Source organism: Flectobacillus roseus, assembly GCF_030056595.1.
GTDB lineage: Bacteria > Bacteroidota > Bacteroidia > Cytophagales > Spirosomataceae > Flectobacillus > Flectobacillus roseus.
In genome coordinates, this window is the sequence record NZ_JASHIF010000002.1 from 324,109 (window position 1) to 344,575 (window position 20,467).

Below are 20,467 nucleotides of genomic sequence, written 5' to 3' on the forward strand. Positions count from 1 at the left end.
ATGTTACAATTAAGACTTAAGTTTTGATTTTTAATGAGATTTTTTTTCACAAATCCGAAATCAAATATCCAACCTCTGAAATATTCTCCATGCCTCGATGTCTTTCTAATCGATACTACTTGTAACTTTGTGATAATAAATCTTTAGAAAAGGTTGGGAATGTTATTTTTCCCAACCTCTCTTTTTTCCATTAACCAAACTTTCAAACAATGACAACAGTAAAAGCGTGCCTTTTTGACCTAGATGGCGTAATCGTAGATACAGCAGTTTACCATTTTCAAGCTTGGAGACGATTAGCCAATGAATTGGGTTTTGATTTTACAGAACACCAAAATGAGCAGTTGAAAGGTATCAGCCGTATGGAATCCCTAGAATTGATCTTGAATTGGGGTGGTGTTACACTTACCGAGGAGGAAAAAGTAGCATGGGCGACCAAGAAAAACCAATGGTATTTGGATTTAGTAATGCAAATGACACCTAACGAGGTTTTGCCTGGTGTACCTGAGTTTTTGAAGTCTCTCCGTGCCAATGGTATCAAAATCGCTTTGGGTTCGGCAAGTAAAAATTCAAAGTTGATTTTAGAAAGAATTCAAATGCTTGATTATTTCGATGCTATCATCGATGGTAATAATATCACTAAAGGCAAGCCAGACCCACAAGTATTTTTGATGGGAGCAGAGGCAACAGGTGCACAACCGTCTGAATGTGTGGTTTTTGAAGATGCTGTAGCGGGTGTTCAAGCTGCCAAAGCGGGTGGCATGAAAGCCGTTGGTGTAGGTTCGGCAGATATTTTGACAGAAGCAGATATTGTTATTGCTACTTTCGAAGATTTTTCAGTTGAGAAATTAGCACAGATATAGGTTTTAGGTTTATATATTACTTGGTTTTTACCAACCTAAAAGTCTTTGTAAGGGTAGCCTTTTGGGCTACCCTATTTCATTTTCAGGACTTTAGGATAATTTTGCTTCGATTTAGGCTAAATCTACTTTCTTGAATCGTAAAAAAACACCCTAGCACAGCAAAGACAATCTTCATGAATTGAAGTAATTTAGCAGGCTAATAAAATAATCAACTTAAGGAATTGTACATTTCCAAGAACTTGCGTGAAAAAGATATACTAAAGTATTGAAGTATTGGAAATAGTTAGATACATTGCCATTAACCATCCATTATAATACAATGAAAAACTACTTAAAACATGACGAATGGTGCATAATTGAAGAAGGGTTTCACCGTGAATACAACGAAATCACTGAATCAGTATGCTCACTAGGAAATGGACGTATGGGCCAACGCGGTAACTTTGAGGAAACCTTTACTGGAAAGACTCTTCAAGGAAATTATGTAGCTGGTGTGTACTATCCTGACAAAACCCGTGTGGGTTGGTGGAAGAATGGTTATCCTGAATATTTCGCAAAAGTATTGAACGCTGCCAACTGGATTGGTATCAAAGTCGAAATCGATGGAGAAGAGTTAGATTTGAATCGTTGCGAGGTAGCTGACTTCCGTCGTGTGCTCAATATGAGAGAGGGATATTTGGAGCGCTCGTTTATCGCAACTTTGGCTAGTGGAAAACAAATCAAAGTATATACAAAAAGATTTAACTCAATTGTGGACGACGAATCGGGTGCTATTAGCTACTCGATTACGCCATTGAATTTTGATGGTAAACTTACCTTGACGCCATATATCGATGGTGATATCAAGAATAAGGATGCCAATTACGACGAAAAGTTCTGGGATGAAATCCATCGCGAAACTGCTTTTGCAGAAGGTTATATCGAACTTCGTACTAAAAAGACTGGCTTCCACGTGGTAACTGGTCAGAAGTTTGAAATTCTTCAGGACGGAAAATCGGTTGATTTTCAAAGTTTCCCCATCAAAGCAGAAAAATACGTTGCAAGTCAAGTAAGCTTAGACGTTATTTCGGGTCAAGAAACTACGTTGATTAAATATGCTTGTAATCTTTCTTCAGAAAATTATGCTGTAGAAGAGCTTCTTACAGCAGCAAAAGCGTATTTGGCTAAAGTTGCAGCCAAAGGATACGATACCATGCTGGCTGAACAAGCAGAAAAATGGATTTCAAAATGGCACATGAACGACATCGTAATTGAAGGTGACGTAGCTGCTCAACAAGGAATTCGTTTTAACATTTTTCAATTGAACCAAACATACTCTGGTGAGGATGCTCGTTTGAATATTGGTCCAAAAGGATTTACTGGTGAAAAATACGGTGGCTCAACTTATTGGGATACTGAGGCTTATTGTATTCCTTTCTACATGGCTACAGCTGATGCTCAAGTAGCTCGTAACTTGTTGGTATATCGTTGGAAACAATTAGGTCGTGCTATCGAAAATGCTGGTAAACTAGGCTTTAAAGATGGTGCTGCATTATACCCAATGGTTACGATGAACGGAGAAGAGTGCCACAATGAGTGGGAAATCACTTTTGAAGAAATCCACCGAAATGGAGCTATTGCCTATGCGATTTACGATTACATCAACTATACTGACGATAAAGCTTACTTAGCTGAATATGGCTTTGAAGTATTGTTAGGTATTGCTCGTTTCTGGGCGCAACGTGTCAACTGGTCAATTGCTAAAAAGCAGTATGTTATGTTGGGCGTTACTGGACCAAATGAGTACGAAAACAACGTAAACAACAACTGGTACACAAGTTACATTGCCGTTTGGTGTTTGAAATATGCCAAAGAAGCCGCAGAATATATCAAATCTACTGACAGTGCTCGTTTTGCAGAGCTTGTTGGTCTGTTGAGTTTGAATGAGGAGGCTGAATTTGGTAAGTTCCAACACATCATCGACAATATGTACTTGCCAGAAGATAAAGAATTAGGCGTCTATTTACAGCAGGATGGATTCTTAGATAAAGAATTAATTCAAGTAAAAGACCTTGCAGCTTCAGACCGTCCTATCAACCAAAAATGGTCTTGGGATAGAATTCTTCGTTCTTGTTTCATCAAACAAGCAGACGTTTTGCAAGGAATTTACTTCTTCGAAGATGATTTTGATATCGAAACCATCCGTCGTAACTATGATTTCTACGAGCCAATGACTGTACACGAGTCTTCATTGAGTCCATGTGTACACTCAATCATTGCCGCAAAATTGGGAGATAAACCACGTAGTTATGAATTCTATCAGCGTTCGGCTCGTCTGGATTTGGATGACTACAACAATGATACAGAAGATGGCTTGCACATTACTTCAATGGCTGGAACATGGATGTCTGTTATCAAAGGATTTGGAGGCATGCGTGTGAGAAATGGTCAAATTTTCTTGAATCCATTTGTTCCAGAAAATTGGAAATCATTCGCTTTCAAAATTAGATTCAGAAATAATATCCTAAATATTATTACGACATCCGACAATGTAACCATCGAAAATCTTGAAGGTGGAGATATTACTATTAATGTTGGGTCAGAAGCTTATGAGGTAAAAGCTACTTCATCGGTTGTGGTTGCCTTAGGCGCTACGGAATTGGCGTAATGGTAAAAAAATACTCCTGGAAGCTAGCCTCCTTGTAAAAGGTGGCTAGCTTTTTGTTTATGAAGCTTTTTAAACTTTTCAAAAATATATTTTATTGATTAATTACTAGCCTTACTTTTTGTTTTTATACTTTCCCGTCTAAAAACAAAAAGTAAGGCATCGGTTGCCACAAAAAATCGAGAATTTATAATCGGAGTGGCGTTCTACCTCGCTGCCTTCAAACAGGATAAATTCATTGCTTATCAAGCAATTTATGAAAGTTTAAACTGTATCAATAGGCATATTTTCCAATAGCATCCATTTTTGCTATTATTACGACTCTTAGATTAGCTCAATGGAATCTACACTTAAAAAAGAGATGCCATTATTTATTAGTAGCATTATTTTTGCTATACTTATAGTTTTAATACACTTAAAATAAGTTCATATGAGAGAATTAAAATGGATTGAAGCGATTGAGCGTGTTCTTAAAGAACATAGTAGACCACTACACTACACAGAGATTGCAGAGCAAATACTTGAAAATGGTTACAGATCATCCGTTGGTTCCACACCTGCTACCACAGTCAATGCGTATATCAGTAATGACATTCGTGATTTTGGGGACGACTCAATTTTTATTAAAGTAGCGATGGGGACTTTTACCTTGCGTGAAAGATCAAATACTTCTAAGGAAAAGTTTAAAAAGAGCGAAATTAGTTATACTTCTGTAATAAATTCCTATGGTATGTTCTGGCATAGGAATCAAGTATTCTGGAATGAAAGACCTGATTTATATGGTACGCAGTTAGAAACTAACTCGATAACTAACTTTAAGGAACAAAAAGGCATTTACATACTTAATGATGGTCCAAATATTCTTTATGTAGGGCAAGCAATAGAAGAAACGATTGGAGAGAAATTATTTGGTCATACTAATGATTATCTTGAAGGAAGATGGAATCGCTTTTCGTGGTTCGGTATTTATGAGCCAGATTTTGAAGGTACAATATTTTCAGTTCAGGAATCAAATCGAGAAATTTCAATTCAAGATATTGTTGAAACTATGCAAGTTTTACTCATCGAAACACTTGAGCCAAAGCAGAATCGAGATTCTAGAACACTACTATCAGGCTTAGAATTCAAGCAAGTCGAGGATCCTGATTTAAAAAGAAAACGAATTCAACAGATTCTTTCAGAAATAAGCACTTCTTACTAAGCTTCGAAAATCATACTTGTAAGCATGAACCTTTCCTGTGCTAGGTCATAGACTATACTTTTCCTTATAGGATACGATTTAAATCGTATCCTATAAGGAAAAAAACTGACTTTGAATAGTTTAATTATTTGATTTTTAGTTATTTGTCTTTTATTTTGTGGTTCCGCATTAATGCAAACAATCACTAATTCACTAAACCTCCACCTCACTCAATGCTTAAAGAATATATCATAGCCAAAGCGTAAAATCACACCTATTACAACGACCACAAAGAAGATTCTTACAAAAGCACTCCCTTTTTTAAGCGCTAATTTAGTTCCAACTATTGATCCAAGAATGTTGGCAATCGCCAATGGAATTGCTACTTTGTACAACACATCCCCCGATGACATAAAATAGATAATAGCAGGCACATTAGAAGCGCAATTCATGATTTTGGCATAAGCGGAGGCGTGTAAAAAGTCTAGGTAAAAGATTGATACAAAAGTAAATATCAAAAAGCTTCCCATACCTGGCCCGAAAAAGCCATCATAAAATCCTAAAACAGCTCCAGTGAGCATGACTCCCCAGAAAAATACCTTACCATGATATTTGGGCGCATGATGCGTTCCTAAATCTTTTTTGACCAAAGTATATATTAAAACCAATACCAATAACACCAAAATAATGGGGCGTAGGGTTTCTTTGTCAAGTGAACTGACTAATCGAGCACCCATCAGGGCAAATATTCCTGTGAAGGCTACAGCAGGCAGCATCACTTTCCAATCCACCTTAACTTGTTTTATATATTGTGAGGCTGCTACTAAAGTACCTGACACAGATGCTAATTTGTGTGTGCCAATAATAGTAGGAATAGAAAACTGCGGTAAAAAAATCAATAATGCAGGTAGTTGGATCATTCCTCCACCACCAACAATCGAATCAACAAATCCAGCAGAGAAGGCAAAAATTAGTAAAAAAGAAAGAGTTTGAAGACTAATATCGTCAAGAAGCATGAGCAATTAGGGTTGATGATTTTTACAAAATTAGCTCAAACTCTTCAGATTTTTCTCAAACTACACCCAAATCATTCGAAGGGCATTTTGAGTAAAGAGGTAATAGAGTCATTTTTGGACGCATTCATTTGGGTATCGACTCCATAGACAATCTCTTTTGGGTTGATTTCTGAAAATGTACCAAATAAATGATCCCAAATAGAGAAAATATTTCCATAATTAGAATCCGTGTACGGTTGTACATAATGATGATGTACGTGATGCATATCGGGTGTGACAATGAGCCAGCTTAAGATTTTGTTTACTTTCGAAGGCAAAGTAATATTGGCATGATTAAACTGTGATAGCAACACCGACAAAGATTGATACATCATCACAATCCACATAGGTGCACCAGTAATTACTACAGCAAGGGTTGTAAATACAAATCTAAAAACACTCTCTCCAGGGTGATGTCGATTAGCAGTAGTGGTATCTACTTGCATATCGCTATGATGAATAATATGAAATCGCCACATCCATTTGACTTTATGCTCAAGCCAGTGGATAAACCAAGCGCCTATAAAGTCCAATAATAACAACCCCAAAATAGCATATATCCAGAGAGGAATATCAGGAAGCCAGTTAATGATACCAAACTGGTTACTAACTGCCCAATCTGAAGATTTTAGAAGAATAAATGCTAAAATAAAATTGACCACGATGGTTGTTATCGTAAAAAAGATATTAACACCAGCATGACGCCATTTATGATAGGAAAATTTGAATAGTGGTAAGGTTGATTCAATCAACCAAAAAAAAGTGATGCCACCCACCAAAATTACTGAGCGATGTGATGAAGGAATAGTAGAAAAATAGTTTACGAGCCTTTCCATATTAATATACTTTTTCAAGATTTTTTTGAATAAAGATTATTAATATAAATATATCTATTTTAAGTTGTCTTATTCGTGATTAAATTATAAAATTTTACTTTAAAAAAATCATGCAATAGTGTATGAAAATCAACGATTATCATATCTTTGTTCCGTAAAATAAAAACTAATACCACCACTTTTAAACAAAGCTTACTTTTGTGTTAATCACTCAAAATAAAGTTTTATCACTAATATTAGCCTTAATTATATGAATTTATTAATCATTTATGAGCATCAGTTATTGGCTGATGGCCTTAAAGTTATTCTTGAGCCCAACCCTAGTATTTTATCTGTTAGTCTACTTTCATTAGAACAAGTTTCTGCACAGAGTATCCAGTCTATTGCGCCAGATGTTTTATTGATTGATTGTCAGCAGTATCATTTGCAATTAGCTAATGTTCTTGATGACTTGTCTGTACAAAATACTAAACCAGCTACTTTTTTGATAGGAGGAAAGCAATGGTTTCCCAATCCTTCTTCGGTTACCAAAGTTTTCCAGATGAATAATGGATTGCAAGATTTACTTGCTGAACTGAATGCTTTGAGTATAAACTCTTCTCAGAAAAGAATTAGCGAAATTCATCAAACACCATTTTTTAGTAAATATGGAATTTCTCTGCGTGAAGCTCAGGTAATCGCTTATGTTATGCAAGGAGAGTCTAGCAAGTCGATTTCTGAAAAGCTGTTTATTAGTGTCCATACTGTAAACACGCATAAGCGGAATATTTATCAAAAGCTGTCGGTGCCAAACGAAAGAGAACTGATAAAATTCGTTCAGAGCAAGTTTAAAACGGAGTACTCCTATAAGTCCAAAAATTAGTTACCTCTTTTTCTTGTAATGATGCCAGTAATCATACCAAGCGAAAGTGGAAAAAATAGCCATTCAATCCCGATTATGGCTTGTAGATTTTGCAAAAGCATGATACTAATAACTGTGATAGCAAAGCCTATGCTGTTGACGATGGTTATTGCTGAAGCACGATATACAGGTTGCGCATTTTGTGAAATAAGCGTCGAGAATTGAGGTGAGTCTGCCACTACGCTGAAACCCCAAATTAATAGTAAGCCTATAAAAATTCCAAATGGTAACTGCCAAATAAAAGGGCTTAGTAAACAACAAAATCCAGAAACAATTAAGAAAAAGTACGCTAACTGATGACTTGTGAAACGTTGTTGGGAGAGTTCTGCTGTGCATATACATCCCAAAATACCCATACCTATTATGCCAAATGACCATGCTGAAATAGAAAACGATTCTTGGTGCAGGCTTTGATAGTGTTGTAAAATGACTGGCACAAAAGCCCAAAAAGTATATAGCTCGAACATATGTCCAAAATAGCCCCAAGCATATTGTTTGAAATTGGGATTGGCAAATGCTTCAAATATAGCTTTTGGGCTAAAAGTTCCTATTTTCTGACGATAGGGTCCATCCGTTATTCCTACTGCTATCAATAAAGCTCCACTACACGATAAGACAGATGCTGCAATAATGATAGTTTGCCAATCAAAATGCCATTGTATTGCTGCTAAAAAGTGACCAAAGGCAGTACCCAATACCAGCGCACCTACCAGATATCCTAAGGCTTTCCCCAATCCTTTTTGATGCCAATCGCTCATGATTTTCATGCCAACAGGATATACACCAGCTAGAAAAAATCCTACTCCAAATCTTATGCTTAAAAGCAAGGTCATGTTTCCAATACTCCTAAGCGTAAGAAGGTTGATTAGTGCCCCTAAAAGTGCAGAGAAAACAAATACACATTTGGGTGAAAATCGATCACTAATTGCCAAAATGGCATAACAAAGAGTACCACAAACAAAACCTAATTGCACAGCTGAAGTCATGTTGCCTAAAAAATGATTGTTTTGCGGAAATAGCGGTTGAATATCCTTTAAAATGGCATTGACTGCAAACCAAAGAGAAGTTCCCGAAAATTGAGCAAAAACCACTATTGGCGTTATGGTCTTAGGATTTTTTATAAAATTTAACATAGTCTATTTTCTCAAATACTAATGAGTAATCATGCAAAATAAGATTTAAAATGCTCAGGCACTAGGCAACAGGTACAAGGCAAAGAGTTTTAACATGTTTTTAATAACCCAATCCATGCCTTTTTCCAAAGCCCACTGCCGAAAGCTGATACCGAAAGTATAAAGCCTATGGCATAGAGCTTATAGCCTAATGCAAGCACAAACTTATTCCACAACTACATAGGCTCTAACTGGAAAGGTTCCCATTCCTTTAACCTTCGGTGGTGTTGCACAAAATTTTATTGATATTCCATCAGGAACTTGCTTTAGATTACAGAGATGTTCGACAATCAAGATTTCGTTTTTGAGTAAAATCGTATGGACTGGTCTAGTTTTTCCAGATACATCATCAATATTGTACGAGTCTATCCCCACCAAAATCACTTTTTGATCTACCAGATATTGGGCAGCCTCTGCGGTTAAATAAGGGTTTTCTGAATAATATGCTTCCTGTTCCCAAAGTTCATCCCAGCCTGTGTGTACCAATACAGCTTTGTTATGGATGTCATATTGTTTGAAAATAGCGACATCAATCATTTTACGTTCTTGATAGGGAACTCTGATTATGACAGCGTCGAGGAGAGCTGTCTTTTCTATTAAAATATCGGATAAATCTTTCCCATCTTCATATCTGTGAAATGGCGTATCGATATAAGTTCCTGTATTCGAGACCATTTCGATTTTTCCAATTTGGAATGAAGTGTCTTCATCGTACCAATTTTTAGATTCCTCACGAGTCCAATAATCACAAATTTTTGGTGCAGGAAGTCCTTTGTATGTAACAGTACCATCTTCGATGGTATGGCTTAAGTCGATGAATTTCATGAGCAGTAAAGTAAAATTTGATAAACATTGAAGAATAAATGTACGGAAAAGTTTACCAAATTACTCACGTTTGGGCGACTGTCCCATTGCTCTTCCAACAGCTTTTATTCCATATCGACTACGAATATTATCCATAGCAGTATATAGCGGTGCTATTTTGGCACTTTGATCAAACAAGCTGAGTTGCTGGACACCCCGAACCAATTTGGTAAAACGCACTCCAACTAGTCTTATCAAAAGACGTTTTTCATAGAGTTGTTCGAAAAGTTGTAGGATTAGTGGTATCAGAATATGGTCGGCAGAAGTACTTGCAATGACTATTTGTTTGCTATGTGTATCAAAGTTCGAATATCTCAGTTTTACCGTAACACAAGCGGTACAATATCCCTCTTGCCGTAACTCATAGCTTAATTGTTCGGTAAGACGTATTATAACAGATCTGAGGTAAATAATATCTGTTGTATCCTGCTGAAAAGTTACTTCTTTGGACATACTTTTGGGTTCAGAATAGGGAATTACGGGTGTTAAATCTATTCCATTGGCTTTTTCCCACAGCACTTTCCCCATCTTGCCGAAAGTGCGCTCAAGTACCTTAAAGGGCATTTCTCCCAAAGTACCTACTTTAGATATCCCCATATTTCGCAATGTTTGAGCTGTCACTTCGCCAACCATCGGAAGTTTATTAATATTAAGAGGAGCTAAGTATCCCTTTTCTGCTCCAATATGTACAAGGTCAAAGTTGGCAGGTTTTACTTCATTGGTTATTACTTTAGAAACTGTTTTGTTCGTAGACAATCCAAAGGAAATACTAAGCCCTGTTTCTTTAATAATCGTTTTGCGGAGCTTTTGAGCATAGGAAAAAGTTCCAAAGAATTTTTCCATACCAGTCATATCAAGATAAAACTCATCGACCGATGCTTTTTCAACAAGCGGGGCGTTGCTCACAATAACCTCAGTAACCATGTCTGAATATTGAGAGTAAGATTCATAATCACCTCTGACTATTATAGCCTCAGGACAGAGATGTCGTGCCATACGCATAGGCATAGCCGAATGTATACCAAAGCGCCTAGCTTCATAACTACAGGCTGATACAACACCACGATCGGACATACCACCCACAATAACAGGTTTATTATTTAGCTGACTATTTCTTAATCTTTCTACAGATACAAAAAAGCAGTCAAGGTCCATGTGTACAATAGCTCTCTCCATTTTAGCTACAAAATATATTCAAACAGATTAATTTGAATACAAAAGTAAGCTAAAAATATATATCAAAGCCTATTTAGCTATATTTTTTATTTTAAAATAAAAAATATAGCTAAAATTTATGCTACTGAAGTACAGAAAGATAAGAAGGAGAGTATGATGTAGCATTGCAGAAAAATAGTGGTAAAGTGAATCGTCTATTTCTAAATTGGAGGTTGGATAAAAGTCTGGATAAAAATGATTGTGTATTGTATAATGTGGCATTAATGCGCTTTAGGTTGTAGTCAAAAAATGTAGTCAGGATTTTATTAGAAATACTTTTATCATGTGCTTACAGCATATAGATTAATGCCTATTTCGGGTAAAATTAATTTTGTTTTTACCACTAACTTACTAGACTATTAGCATGTAGTAATTATAAAGCAATAGACTCCGCTTGGTTTCAATGAATGTCAGAAAATCAAGGATAACCGTTGTTTATAGGATTTTTTTATTATAGATTTGAACTTATAACTTGTAATGTTCATATTGCTAAAATCTAGACAACGATGAAACTATCTTACACCAATGTGTAAATTAAATTTGTATAAACACACTTATTTTATCAATTGTTGGAAAGATATTCTGAGCCTAGAAATTGCTTTAATCAATTAAATTTATGTACCGTCTTTTACTCCTAATTTCATTATGGTGTTGTTCCATAATCACTTCTGTTGGTCAGAACATCTCTGTCATTAGTATTGTCGAACCTGCTTCAAGTCGCTATCTATGCCCTAATAAAAACTTGGTAGTTGCCTATCTAACCTCAGGAGCGTTCAACGCGGATAACAAATTTTCTATTCAACTTGAGTATGATAGTTATCTAAACTCTACCAAAGAGGTATTAACACTAGAAACTAAGGATTCTCTTGGCTTTTTGGTCGGCAAAATTCCTGCTTCAATTACAAAATATATGAAGGAGTATGAGACTCCATATTATACTGTGAGTGTAGTTTCTAGTTCTCCAGTAGTCTCAGCCACATTGGGTGGGAGTAGTGGGTATCTTCCAGTAGGAGAGCTTCCTGACCAAACTATTAAGCAAGTTGGCAAGGTTTATATGCCTCAGAATGGTTCTGCAACAGTCACTCTGAGAGGTAGAGGGTCGGCGCCTTACACTTTGACTACTTCGGATGGGAGAAAATTTGTGGCATCAGGGAATTATGGTCCGGGTGGAATCAATGAGACTCAAATGGTGCTAAGTTCTCAAAAATCTGAAACAATTACTTTTTCAACGATTGAAAATGGTTGTGGTATAGGTAAGATTAGTGGCAAAATTGAGGCAGTCGTAACCGAAAACTCTCTACAGTTTGCTTCTTTGGATAATCGTTTTTTCTGCAAAGGAGCAAATATGCAATTGCCTATTAATAAGATTGGTAACTGGAATGCCGACAATAAGTATGTTATTGAATTGACCAGCGAGCTTAGCGGTACGGTTTACACCGTAGAGGCTACCGAAAAAGATGGTCTAGTGACAGGCAAAGTGCCAACCTTGTTGAATACGGGCAATTATACTGTAAGGGTGTATACCACAAGTCCTGAAGCTGCAACTGCTACTTATACCATTAGTATATTTGATGCCACGCAGTTGACGCTTCGAAGTGTCGGTGAAAGCTCTATTACATTTGGGACGAGTGTTGTTTTGAATGTTGGAGTTACAGGAGCTTCTCCAATTTTATTTGAATTGTCTGATGGTACAAAAGGAAGGCTTATAAATTCTTATGGAAACTCTTTTGAAATAACCGTAAATCCTCAAACCTCGCAAACGTACAAATTCAAGAGCGTAAGTGGCGTATGTGGTACTGGAGTCGGTTTAGGCGAATTTGCGGTAACTGTAAAAGAGGGCATAGTGGTGAAAAGCACAGAACGTAAGAAATACTGTCTTGGAGATACACTAAGAGCTACTTTTGTAAGTAGTAAAACTTTAATAAAGGGAACACCGATTAAAGGAGTGATCAAATTGAGTGGTTATCCTGATACAAATGTAGAACTTTCGGGGGTGGTTAAGCAAGATGGCGTAGCCGAATTTATGCTACCTAAAAGTCTTGACTTTGTTGCGCAGGCATTTTCTATGGCACTGACAGCAAACAATACTAGTATTCAAGATCTTCTTTTTACGAAAGACGTCGCTACGCTTAATAAGATACCCGCTGTGACTAGCTTTGCAGCGGATTATGCTATCCCGATTTTAGATAAATCAGGTACTTTTACCTACAGAGCTACTTTTTCGGGTGGAGATATGGTAACCTATCGTAACTCACTTAATCAAACATTCACATTGAATTCACTGAATAGTAGTGCTGTTGATAATTTCTATCAGGAAACTACTTCTATCCAAATTCTTTCAGTGTCTAATTTATGCGGAGTAAACAACACGCCTAGTAACGTCTTCACGGTCATTGTTAAGAATCCCGATAAAATTAGATTGCTAACACCTTTTCAATATGGAGCTGAGATTTGTGCAGACAGCAAAATAAATTTGGAAATACAGACTACTGGTACATTCAATGCAGATTGTAAGTTTTATTTGGATTTGGTGAATGAAAGTGGATATGTATTGAAGGAGGGCGTAGCCGAATTTATTAATAATAAAACCGTTTGGAATGTTGCATCGTCCAATGGCTTTTACCCACAAAAAGCATATTTACAGGTTCGTGCGACGAGCCCTTACACGATAGCGCAGAAGATTGCCGTAGCAACAATAAAAAAGCCAGAGTATTCACGTCAGACAACCTTTAACTTTAATTATACCAAGGGAGGATATAACGAAACTCCATCGATAATTTGTGATAATGCCAATAACTATACTGCTAAATTATCGAATGGAAACACATTTACAAGTAATGGTTTTGGTACTGTTTACTTTGAAGTGGATACCAAAAAAAGTACAGCTTTTGCCGTTACATCGCTTAGTAACCAGTGCGGGACTACAGATTTGAATGTGAAATTTAATATCAGCTATATCTATAAATACGTGGGCTTTTACGAAGGAAATTATGACAATAGCTTCAAACAAACACTTTGTAAAGGACAAAAATTAAATGTGAAATACTACGAATCGTATGCTTCGAGTGACTACCCTGTAACTACGCCTAATTATAGGTTGGAAATTTCAAGAGAAAGTAGTTTTTCTAATCCTACTGTTATCAAAAATAATATTGCTGAAACAGAACTTAGTGTGTCAATGCCAGAAGGCTTGGAAGCTGGTAATTACTACATGAGATTGGTAGATGAGCAAACTCCAGCGATTTCTTCGCCAGTTAAGTTGATTGTCTATCAATTACCACCGACTCCTGTTTCAACAATTGATGGACAAACTGCATATTCTATTAAGTTGAATCAGAGTATTGTTCTTAAAAAAGACCCGACTACAGAAGAGTATGTCTATAATGAACAGGGGTATAGCTTTTTAATGAATGCCACAGGTGATCGAAGCGGGTTTACGCCAAGAGTTAGTGGAGTGTATAAGATTAGTAGCTCAATAAATCAATGTGGTAAGATTGACAATCCTCTTAGCATTAAAGTGACAGTTTCTCCCATTATAGAATGGCGAAGTAATCTTGTTATCAATAACGAAAGTGTTTGTACAGGTACGAAAATACTGTTTTATGTGAATTCTACCGACCCTACTGCTAGTAATAAATATACCTTGCGTTTATCAAATCAGACGGGAGTAAAAACTGATATTTTTGAAACGACAAAAACGGGTTGGCAATGGGCAGAAATTCCTAAAACAATTCCTTACAGCTATTACAGACTAGAAATGATAGTGCAAGAGGGCGATGTTTCTAACCTTGATTCACAGCGTTCATTTTATGTGAATTCTCCTCCAATGATGAACATGTTGGGGAATATTACGATTAATTATGGTCAAACAGGAAACTTGACGCTTGTTCCTCAAATTACGCCAATTAATCCTTACCAAACTTTTAGTTATACATTGAGTAATGGTGCTGTTGGAACTTTCACGAACTACAATTATTCAAGCTTTTCAGTAATAGTATCTCCGAGAACTTATCAAAATATTACGTTTACCAAAATATCAAATATGTGTGGACTAGGAGAGGTGAAAGGAAGCGCACAAGTAACTGTCAATCCAGAGTCGAGTAAACAAATTGAACATTTTGTGCCTTTTCGAACAAAGATGTGTGCAGGAAGTAAAGTTGAAATTATGTATTCAACAACAGGAAGCTTTGCAAGCAATGCCAAATTTGAGGTACAGATTTCTGACAAAAATGGACTGAATTATAAAACAATCAATTCTGCTCCGATTCCGAATGCTACTAACTACCTGTTAGCGACTTTACCAGTAGACTTGCCTGAAGGTAATGAGTATCGTTTCAAAGTGATTAGTAACGAAGCAAATTCGACGGGAGCATCGACTATGAGTCCTCTCTCGGTAGCTTCTGTGATAATGGCTGAGTTTGATACGACAAAATATTTTTACTCATCATCAGATAAGCCAGTAAATTTAAAAGTTAATGCCAAAGGGAAATTTCCAATAGGTGTTTATATTGGTCCTGATGGCTTGACTTCAAAGTACTATGTAATAAGCAGCTCCCCGTTTGAAATCCCATTTTTGGCAAGTACAGCAAAACAGTTTCAAATATTTAGAGTACTCAATAACGAATGTGGCGAAGGTACGGTAGGAGCAAAATCCATAGCAACTCTGGAGCTAGTGACAGGTTTAGAAGATATACAATCTCTAGGTGTGGTAATAGGTCCAAATCCTGCTAGTGACTATGTTACCATCAACTGTGATGAACCAAATATCAAGTGCGAACTGACTGATATGCTTGGAAATCAAGTATCGGAACAACTCCTACAATCGGGTACCAATGTAATAAGTTTACAGAAATTTAATAGTGGAGTTTACCATGTTAAAATTTCTAAAGCAAACAAGATTGCTGTGTTTAAACTCATAAAAACGAACTAAAAACTGACCCGAAGGAAATCTGTTTATGGCTTTATATTGGAGATTTTTATCCAGAAGTCATAAACAGATTTCTATTTAATCATTGATTTTTTGGGTTTCGATAATTTTCATTTATTTTGTATTAAGTTAGTAAGCAAAATAAAGTTTAAGATTGTGCTTTGAGCTTTCAGGTATCGGCTTTCGGCGGTGGGCTATGGGAAAAATGCATGTCCGTGATCGTTAAAACATTTTAACACTCTGTGCCTTGTGCCTGTTGCCTTATACCTAAAACACATAACTTAAATCTTATTCTGCACGATTACTTAAATATCTCTAAGTTTATTAAAAGTGGAAAGTCTTTCTGTAATTTTTGCACACCTTTAAAATACAGCAAACGAATGTCGTTCAAACCTATTTCTCCGACTATTTCGCCTTATTCATGGCTTATTTTAGAGGTTTTACTACACGCTTTCCTCTCAATTTAACTGTTCTAATTTCACATTTACTACAAACTCAATCTTATGTTTAAACATCTACTTTCGGTAATGCTTTGTTGCTTGCTTTCTCTCACAGCATGGACACAAAGTGTAAGCTTAGATGCTGTTATTGAGCCATCCAAGGAGTATCTATGTGCAGGCAAGAATGTCGTACTTGCTTACCATACAAACGGAGCTTTCAACGCAGATAATAAGTTTACTATTCAGCTTGTTTCTAACACATCAATAAACTTGGAAACCAAAGATTCTTCAGGGTTTTTGGTGGGTAAAATTCCTGCTTCAATTGAGGAAAATTTATCTGGTCCCTTTACACCAGTTTACCAAATTCGCATTATTTCAAGTTCTCCAGCAGTTAATTCTTCTAGTACTTCAAACTATAATATTGGCATTTTGCCAGTGTTGACAGTAAGTTCAGCAAAGATATACACCCTACAAGGAGCAGCAGCCAGTATCTCAATCGAAGGACGCCCATATTTACCTTTACCGATGACTTTTGTGAGTTCCGAAAATGAGATTTTTGAAATGACGAGTGTGAGAAATCCTGGAGCTTATGTTGCCTATATGCATCCACAAAAGACGGGTGCGTTTTCATTTAAGTCGGTACAAAATGCTTGTGGTGTTGGCAAAATTACAGGAAGCGTTGATATTGTAAGTACACCAAATATTTTGGAGTACGCTGGTTTTGGACCAAAGACTTTTTGTAAAGGTGGTAATATTTCATTTAGTGTAAATTCCTTCGGTACTTGGCAAAATAACAATAAGTTTTATATTGAGCTCAAACTCAACGAAACGAAATCCTACCAGTTGGAAGCAACCTTGAAAGATAATACTGTTTCAGCCAAACTGCCAGACGATATTGTGGTAGAGAAATATTATTCTACAAGAATATATGCTACAAGCCCAGAAACTTCATCAATGACTGTAAACTCAGTATTGATACGTGACGAATCTTCTGTGGAGTTAGTGTCTGGTAGCAAGACTTTAAACGTGGGAGAGTCTGCTTTTATGACAATGAATGTAAAAGGTGCTTTTCCCATGACAATTACCATGTCTGATGGTAATAAAGTTGTAGTAAATTCTTTTACATCAACGGCCCAGTACAATAAAAAAGTTACTGGTTCAGAGACATTCAAAGTAAGTAGTTTTTCAAATTCCTGTGGTACAGGAGTTGGTACAGGACAATACGCTGTGACTGCCAATGCAAGTTTGATGGCAGATAAAACGACAAAAACGGCCTACTGTCCTGGTGATTCGTTGGTCGTAAACTTTACAAGTTCTCCTAGCCTTAGTGTGAATTCAGAGATAAGTGCCCATCTTCGTTTAGGAGATGTGGTTTCATCAAACGATTTAATTCTATCAGGAAAAGTCCTCAGTACGGGTGTAGCATTATTTATGTTGCCAAAAACTATTTCGGCAGATGCACAAGTGTTTGCTTTAGCGCTCTTTACGAGTAGTTTACCAACTAAAACTTTTTTGGAAAGAGCTGCCATTTTACGCACAATTCCTTCAGTTAGTACAATAAGTCCATCAAATATCGCTACTACGTTGGCTGTACAAGGAAGCTTTAGTTATGTGGTAAATGTAAAAGGTGGCGGTCCATATAACCTTACAACTTCGCAAGGAGAAACACAGTTTTCGCCGTCTGAATTATTGGGAGGGCAGATTTTTGGACAAACGTATATCAACAAGAATACAGCTTTCAGTATTACAAGTATTTCAAATAGTTGCGGTATTTCAAATATAGGTTCAAATACGTTAAATATCACAGTTGCTAGTCCGTCAGTAATTACATTATCGGCGCCATTTAAAAACGAGGCGGAATTATGTGTAGGTTCAAGCTATACATTGAATATCGGCAGTAGCGTAAGTATTCCAACAGATACTAAATTTTATCTAAATTATCTGAATGAAGCAGGCGTAGCCGTAAAATCCTCTGTGGGTGAGTTTGTAAACAACCAATTACAATGGACTGTGCCAGACGATGCAAGTTTGCCTAGCACACTGGTTTTGCAGGTGAGTTCAAGTTCATCTACCATAATTGGTGATAAATTAAGAGTTAAAATTGGTAAAAAGCCACAGTACACTGGCAATAGCGTAGTCAATTATACCTTGTCATCGCCAGGGCAAGCTACTTTCAATTTACTTACCTCTTCTCCACTTAATTCGGTGGTTACTTTTGCCGATAATGCTAAGTTTTATGGATCCTCTAATATTACATTGACCTTGGCAGGTAATACCACTACTACTTATCGAGTAAAGTCGATTTCTAATACTTGTGGAGAAATCACACCGAGTTTGACTTACAACTTGAAGGTAATTACTCAAAAAGTATTTTTTAATAAAAGTTCAGAAGTTCAAGCTCAAAGAGTGTGTGAAGGGCAAAGTATTTCATTAAACTATTATGTAGTTAATTATACGCCAACATTCAAAGATGAGCCTAAAACTTATCGCTTAGAAATATCCTCAAGTATCAGTTTCTTAAACCGTACTGTTGTTAAAACGGGAATTTCAGAATCACAGTTTAGTGTAGTGCTACCTACAACTACCCCGAACGGATCGAACTTTATTAGGTTAGTGCAAGAACAAGATACCTTGATAATGACAGACAATGATGTTATTGTCTATAATAGAGTGCCTAATTTCAAGATAACCACGAGTACAGGTAAAACAGACTTTAATCTTAATTATGGTGAAAGTATCCAATTGAAAGTGGATAATCCTAATGCTACTCCTTTTGATGGTTTCTGGGTTGATAATAACAATTATTACACAAGTATTTTGGAGTTTCAATATTATAAAACATTTACTCCTGTTCGTTCGGGTACTTACAAACTCAATACTTTATATAATGAGTGTGGAACAAGCGATAATGGATTAACCTTGAATGTGACGGTAAATCCTAAAATTACTTGGAGTACTTCATTGGCCAATACATCAATTAATGCTTGTAATGGCGATTCGTTTTTAGTAAATATTAATGCACAAGGCAGTGAAAATGTGAGCAATAAATATTCACTTATCATGAATAGTGGTGCTTTACAACAGATTATCTTTGAAACGACCAAGACGGGACCTCAAATGGTAACGATTCCCAAAAGTGTGGATGCAGGTCGCTATAGCTTAGTTTTGACAGCCCAAAGTGGCACTATTACTAGTACCAATACCGCTACATCAGTGAATTTGTCATCTACACCTGCTTTAGTTTTAACTGGTACTGCAACCTTGAATCCGTCTCAAACGGCCTATTTGTATATCAAGCCACAAGTAGCTTCTATCAACGATGCTTATTTGCAAACGGTTAGCTACGAATTGAATGATGGCACGAAAGGAACAGTTCAATATTCAGCAATATCACCTGGAGCGATTCCTGTAACTGTAACAGGAACGAAAAGCTTTACAGTGACCAAAGTAAGTAACCAATGTGGTGTAGGGGTTGTGAGTGGTTCAGCCACTATTACGTTGAATGCAAGTTCGGATAAGACGATTGAAACCAACAATATCTTAGTGAATAAGCAAGTAATTTCAAAAGTTTGCGCAGGCGGGAATTATGTGATTTCATATAACACCAAGGGAACATTTGGAGCAAATGCCAAATTTGATGTTCAAATTTCTGATAAAAATGGACAAAATTTTAAAACCATAAGCTCAGATATCGTTTCTTCAACGCCAAATACGCTAAGCTTTTCAGTACCATTTGATTTGCCTGCTGGAAGCGACTATCATGTTAAGATTATAAGTTCGGAAGCTAATACTGCTAGTAGTTCAACAACGATGCCTTTGACGCTAAGCTCGATCATCAAAGCAGAGTTTGACACCACGCAATATTACTTCACAACCGACAAACCTGTTAGTCTGAAAGTGAACTTATCGGGTAAAACACCGTTCTACGTGCGTCTTAGCGAAACATGGACAACAGCTAAAGTATATACCGTCAATACTTTACCATTTGTGGCCTCTGTTAATGCTACTGCAGGTACTTCGTATCAAATATTTGAAGTAGCCAATGGTGAATGTGGTTTAGGAACGGTTGGTGCTAAAAATATTGCTAAACTTGCAGTAATCACAGGGATTGATGACCTACAATCTCTAGGCGTTTTGGTAGGTCCAAATCCTGCTAGTGATTTTATCACCATCACAAGTGATGAACCAAATGTTAAAGCTGAAATTTTTGATATGATGGGACAGTCGGTATTTGATACTGAGCTTCATGCGGGTAAAAATCAAATCAGCCTTCAAAGTTTTGGAAATGGAGTGTATCATCTCAAAGTTTCCAAAGGAAATAAATCTGGAACTTTTAAAGTCTTGAAATTCTAAATATTACATCCCGATTACGA

11 protein-coding genes are annotated in these 20,467 nt (G+C 36.6%); 6 read left to right on the top strand and 5 right to left on the bottom strand.

Translation table 11 applies throughout. The features are described from left to right. Positions 1–209 precede the first annotated feature (209 nt). The 3 genes from pgmB to QM524_RS01420 all read left to right on the top strand — a co-directional run bounded on the left by pgmB (position 210) and on the right by QM524_RS01420 (position 4,705). A complete protein-coding gene (pgmB, locus tag QM524_RS01410) occupies positions 210–860 on the top strand; it encodes a beta-phosphoglucomutase (protein ID WP_283343142.1) in 651 nt (216 codons plus the stop codon). A 319-nt stretch (positions 861–1,179) separates the two neighbouring features. Beyond that, positions 1,180–3,507, top strand: coding sequence for a glycoside hydrolase family 65 protein (locus tag QM524_RS01415; protein WP_283343143.1), 2,328 nt, complete (start codon positions 1,180–1,182; stop codon positions 3,505–3,507). Positions 3,508–3,934: 427 nt separating this feature from the next. After that, on the top strand, positions 3,935–4,705 hold the full coding sequence (locus QM524_RS01420) for a winged helix-turn-helix domain-containing protein (protein WP_283343144.1): 771 nt from the start codon (positions 3,935–3,937) through the stop codon (positions 4,703–4,705). Between the two features lie 209 nt (positions 4,706–4,914). Here the strand turns inward: QM524_RS01420 and QM524_RS01425 are convergent, their stop codons facing one another. Together QM524_RS01425 and QM524_RS01430 are read right to left on the bottom strand one after the other, a co-directional pair. Next, a complete protein-coding gene (locus QM524_RS01425; RefSeq protein ID WP_283343145.1) occupies positions 4,915–5,700 on the bottom strand; it encodes a sulfite exporter TauE/SafE family protein in 786 nt (261 codons plus the stop codon). A gap of 71 nt (positions 5,701–5,771) precedes the next feature. After that, positions 5,772–6,575: a sterol desaturase family protein gene (locus tag QM524_RS01430; RefSeq protein WP_283343638.1), complete on the bottom strand. Its 804-nt coding sequence runs from the start codon at positions 6,573–6,575 to the stop codon at positions 5,772–5,774. Positions 6,576–6,825: 250 nt separating this feature from the next. Between QM524_RS01430 and QM524_RS01435 the strand changes: the two genes are divergently transcribed. Continuing rightward, positions 6,826–7,437 carry a helix-turn-helix transcriptional regulator gene (locus QM524_RS01435; RefSeq protein ID WP_283343146.1) on the top strand — a complete coding sequence of 204 codons (612 nt, stop codon included), beginning with the start codon at positions 6,826–6,828 and terminating at the stop codon, positions 7,435–7,437. Here the strand turns inward: QM524_RS01435 and QM524_RS01440 are convergent. The 3 genes from QM524_RS01440 to dinB all read right to left on the bottom strand — a co-directional run bounded on the left by QM524_RS01440 (position 7,434) and on the right by dinB (position 10,688). After that, positions 7,434–8,609: an MFS transporter gene (locus QM524_RS01440; RefSeq protein WP_283343147.1), complete on the bottom strand. Its 1,176-nt coding sequence runs from the start codon at positions 8,607–8,609 to the stop codon at positions 7,434–7,436. The genes QM524_RS01435 and QM524_RS01440 overlap by 4 nt on opposite strands. A 204-nt stretch (positions 8,610–8,813) precedes the next feature. Continuing rightward, positions 8,814–9,473 (bottom strand): cyclase family protein, encoded by a 660-nt coding sequence (locus tag QM524_RS01445; RefSeq protein ID WP_283343148.1) that lies wholly within the window; start codon positions 9,471–9,473, stop codon positions 8,814–8,816. A gap of 60 nt (positions 9,474–9,533) precedes the next feature. Then, positions 9,534–10,688, bottom strand: a complete 1,155-nt coding sequence (gene dinB, locus QM524_RS01450) for a DNA polymerase IV (protein ID WP_283343149.1) — start codon at positions 10,686–10,688, stop codon at positions 9,534–9,536. A 655-nt stretch (positions 10,689–11,343) separates the two neighbouring features. Between dinB and QM524_RS01455 the strand changes: the two genes are divergently transcribed. Both QM524_RS01455 and QM524_RS01460 read left to right on the top strand, forming a co-directional pair. Continuing rightward, on the top strand, positions 11,344–15,657 hold the full coding sequence (locus QM524_RS01455; protein WP_283343150.1) for a T9SS type A sorting domain-containing protein: 4,314 nt from the start codon (positions 11,344–11,346) through the stop codon (positions 15,655–15,657). Between the two features lie 500 nt (positions 15,658–16,157). Beyond that, positions 16,158–20,447, top strand: a complete 4,290-nt coding sequence (locus QM524_RS01460) for a T9SS type A sorting domain-containing protein (protein WP_283343151.1) — start codon at positions 16,158–16,160, stop codon at positions 20,445–20,447. Positions 20,448–20,467 lie beyond the last annotated feature (20 nt).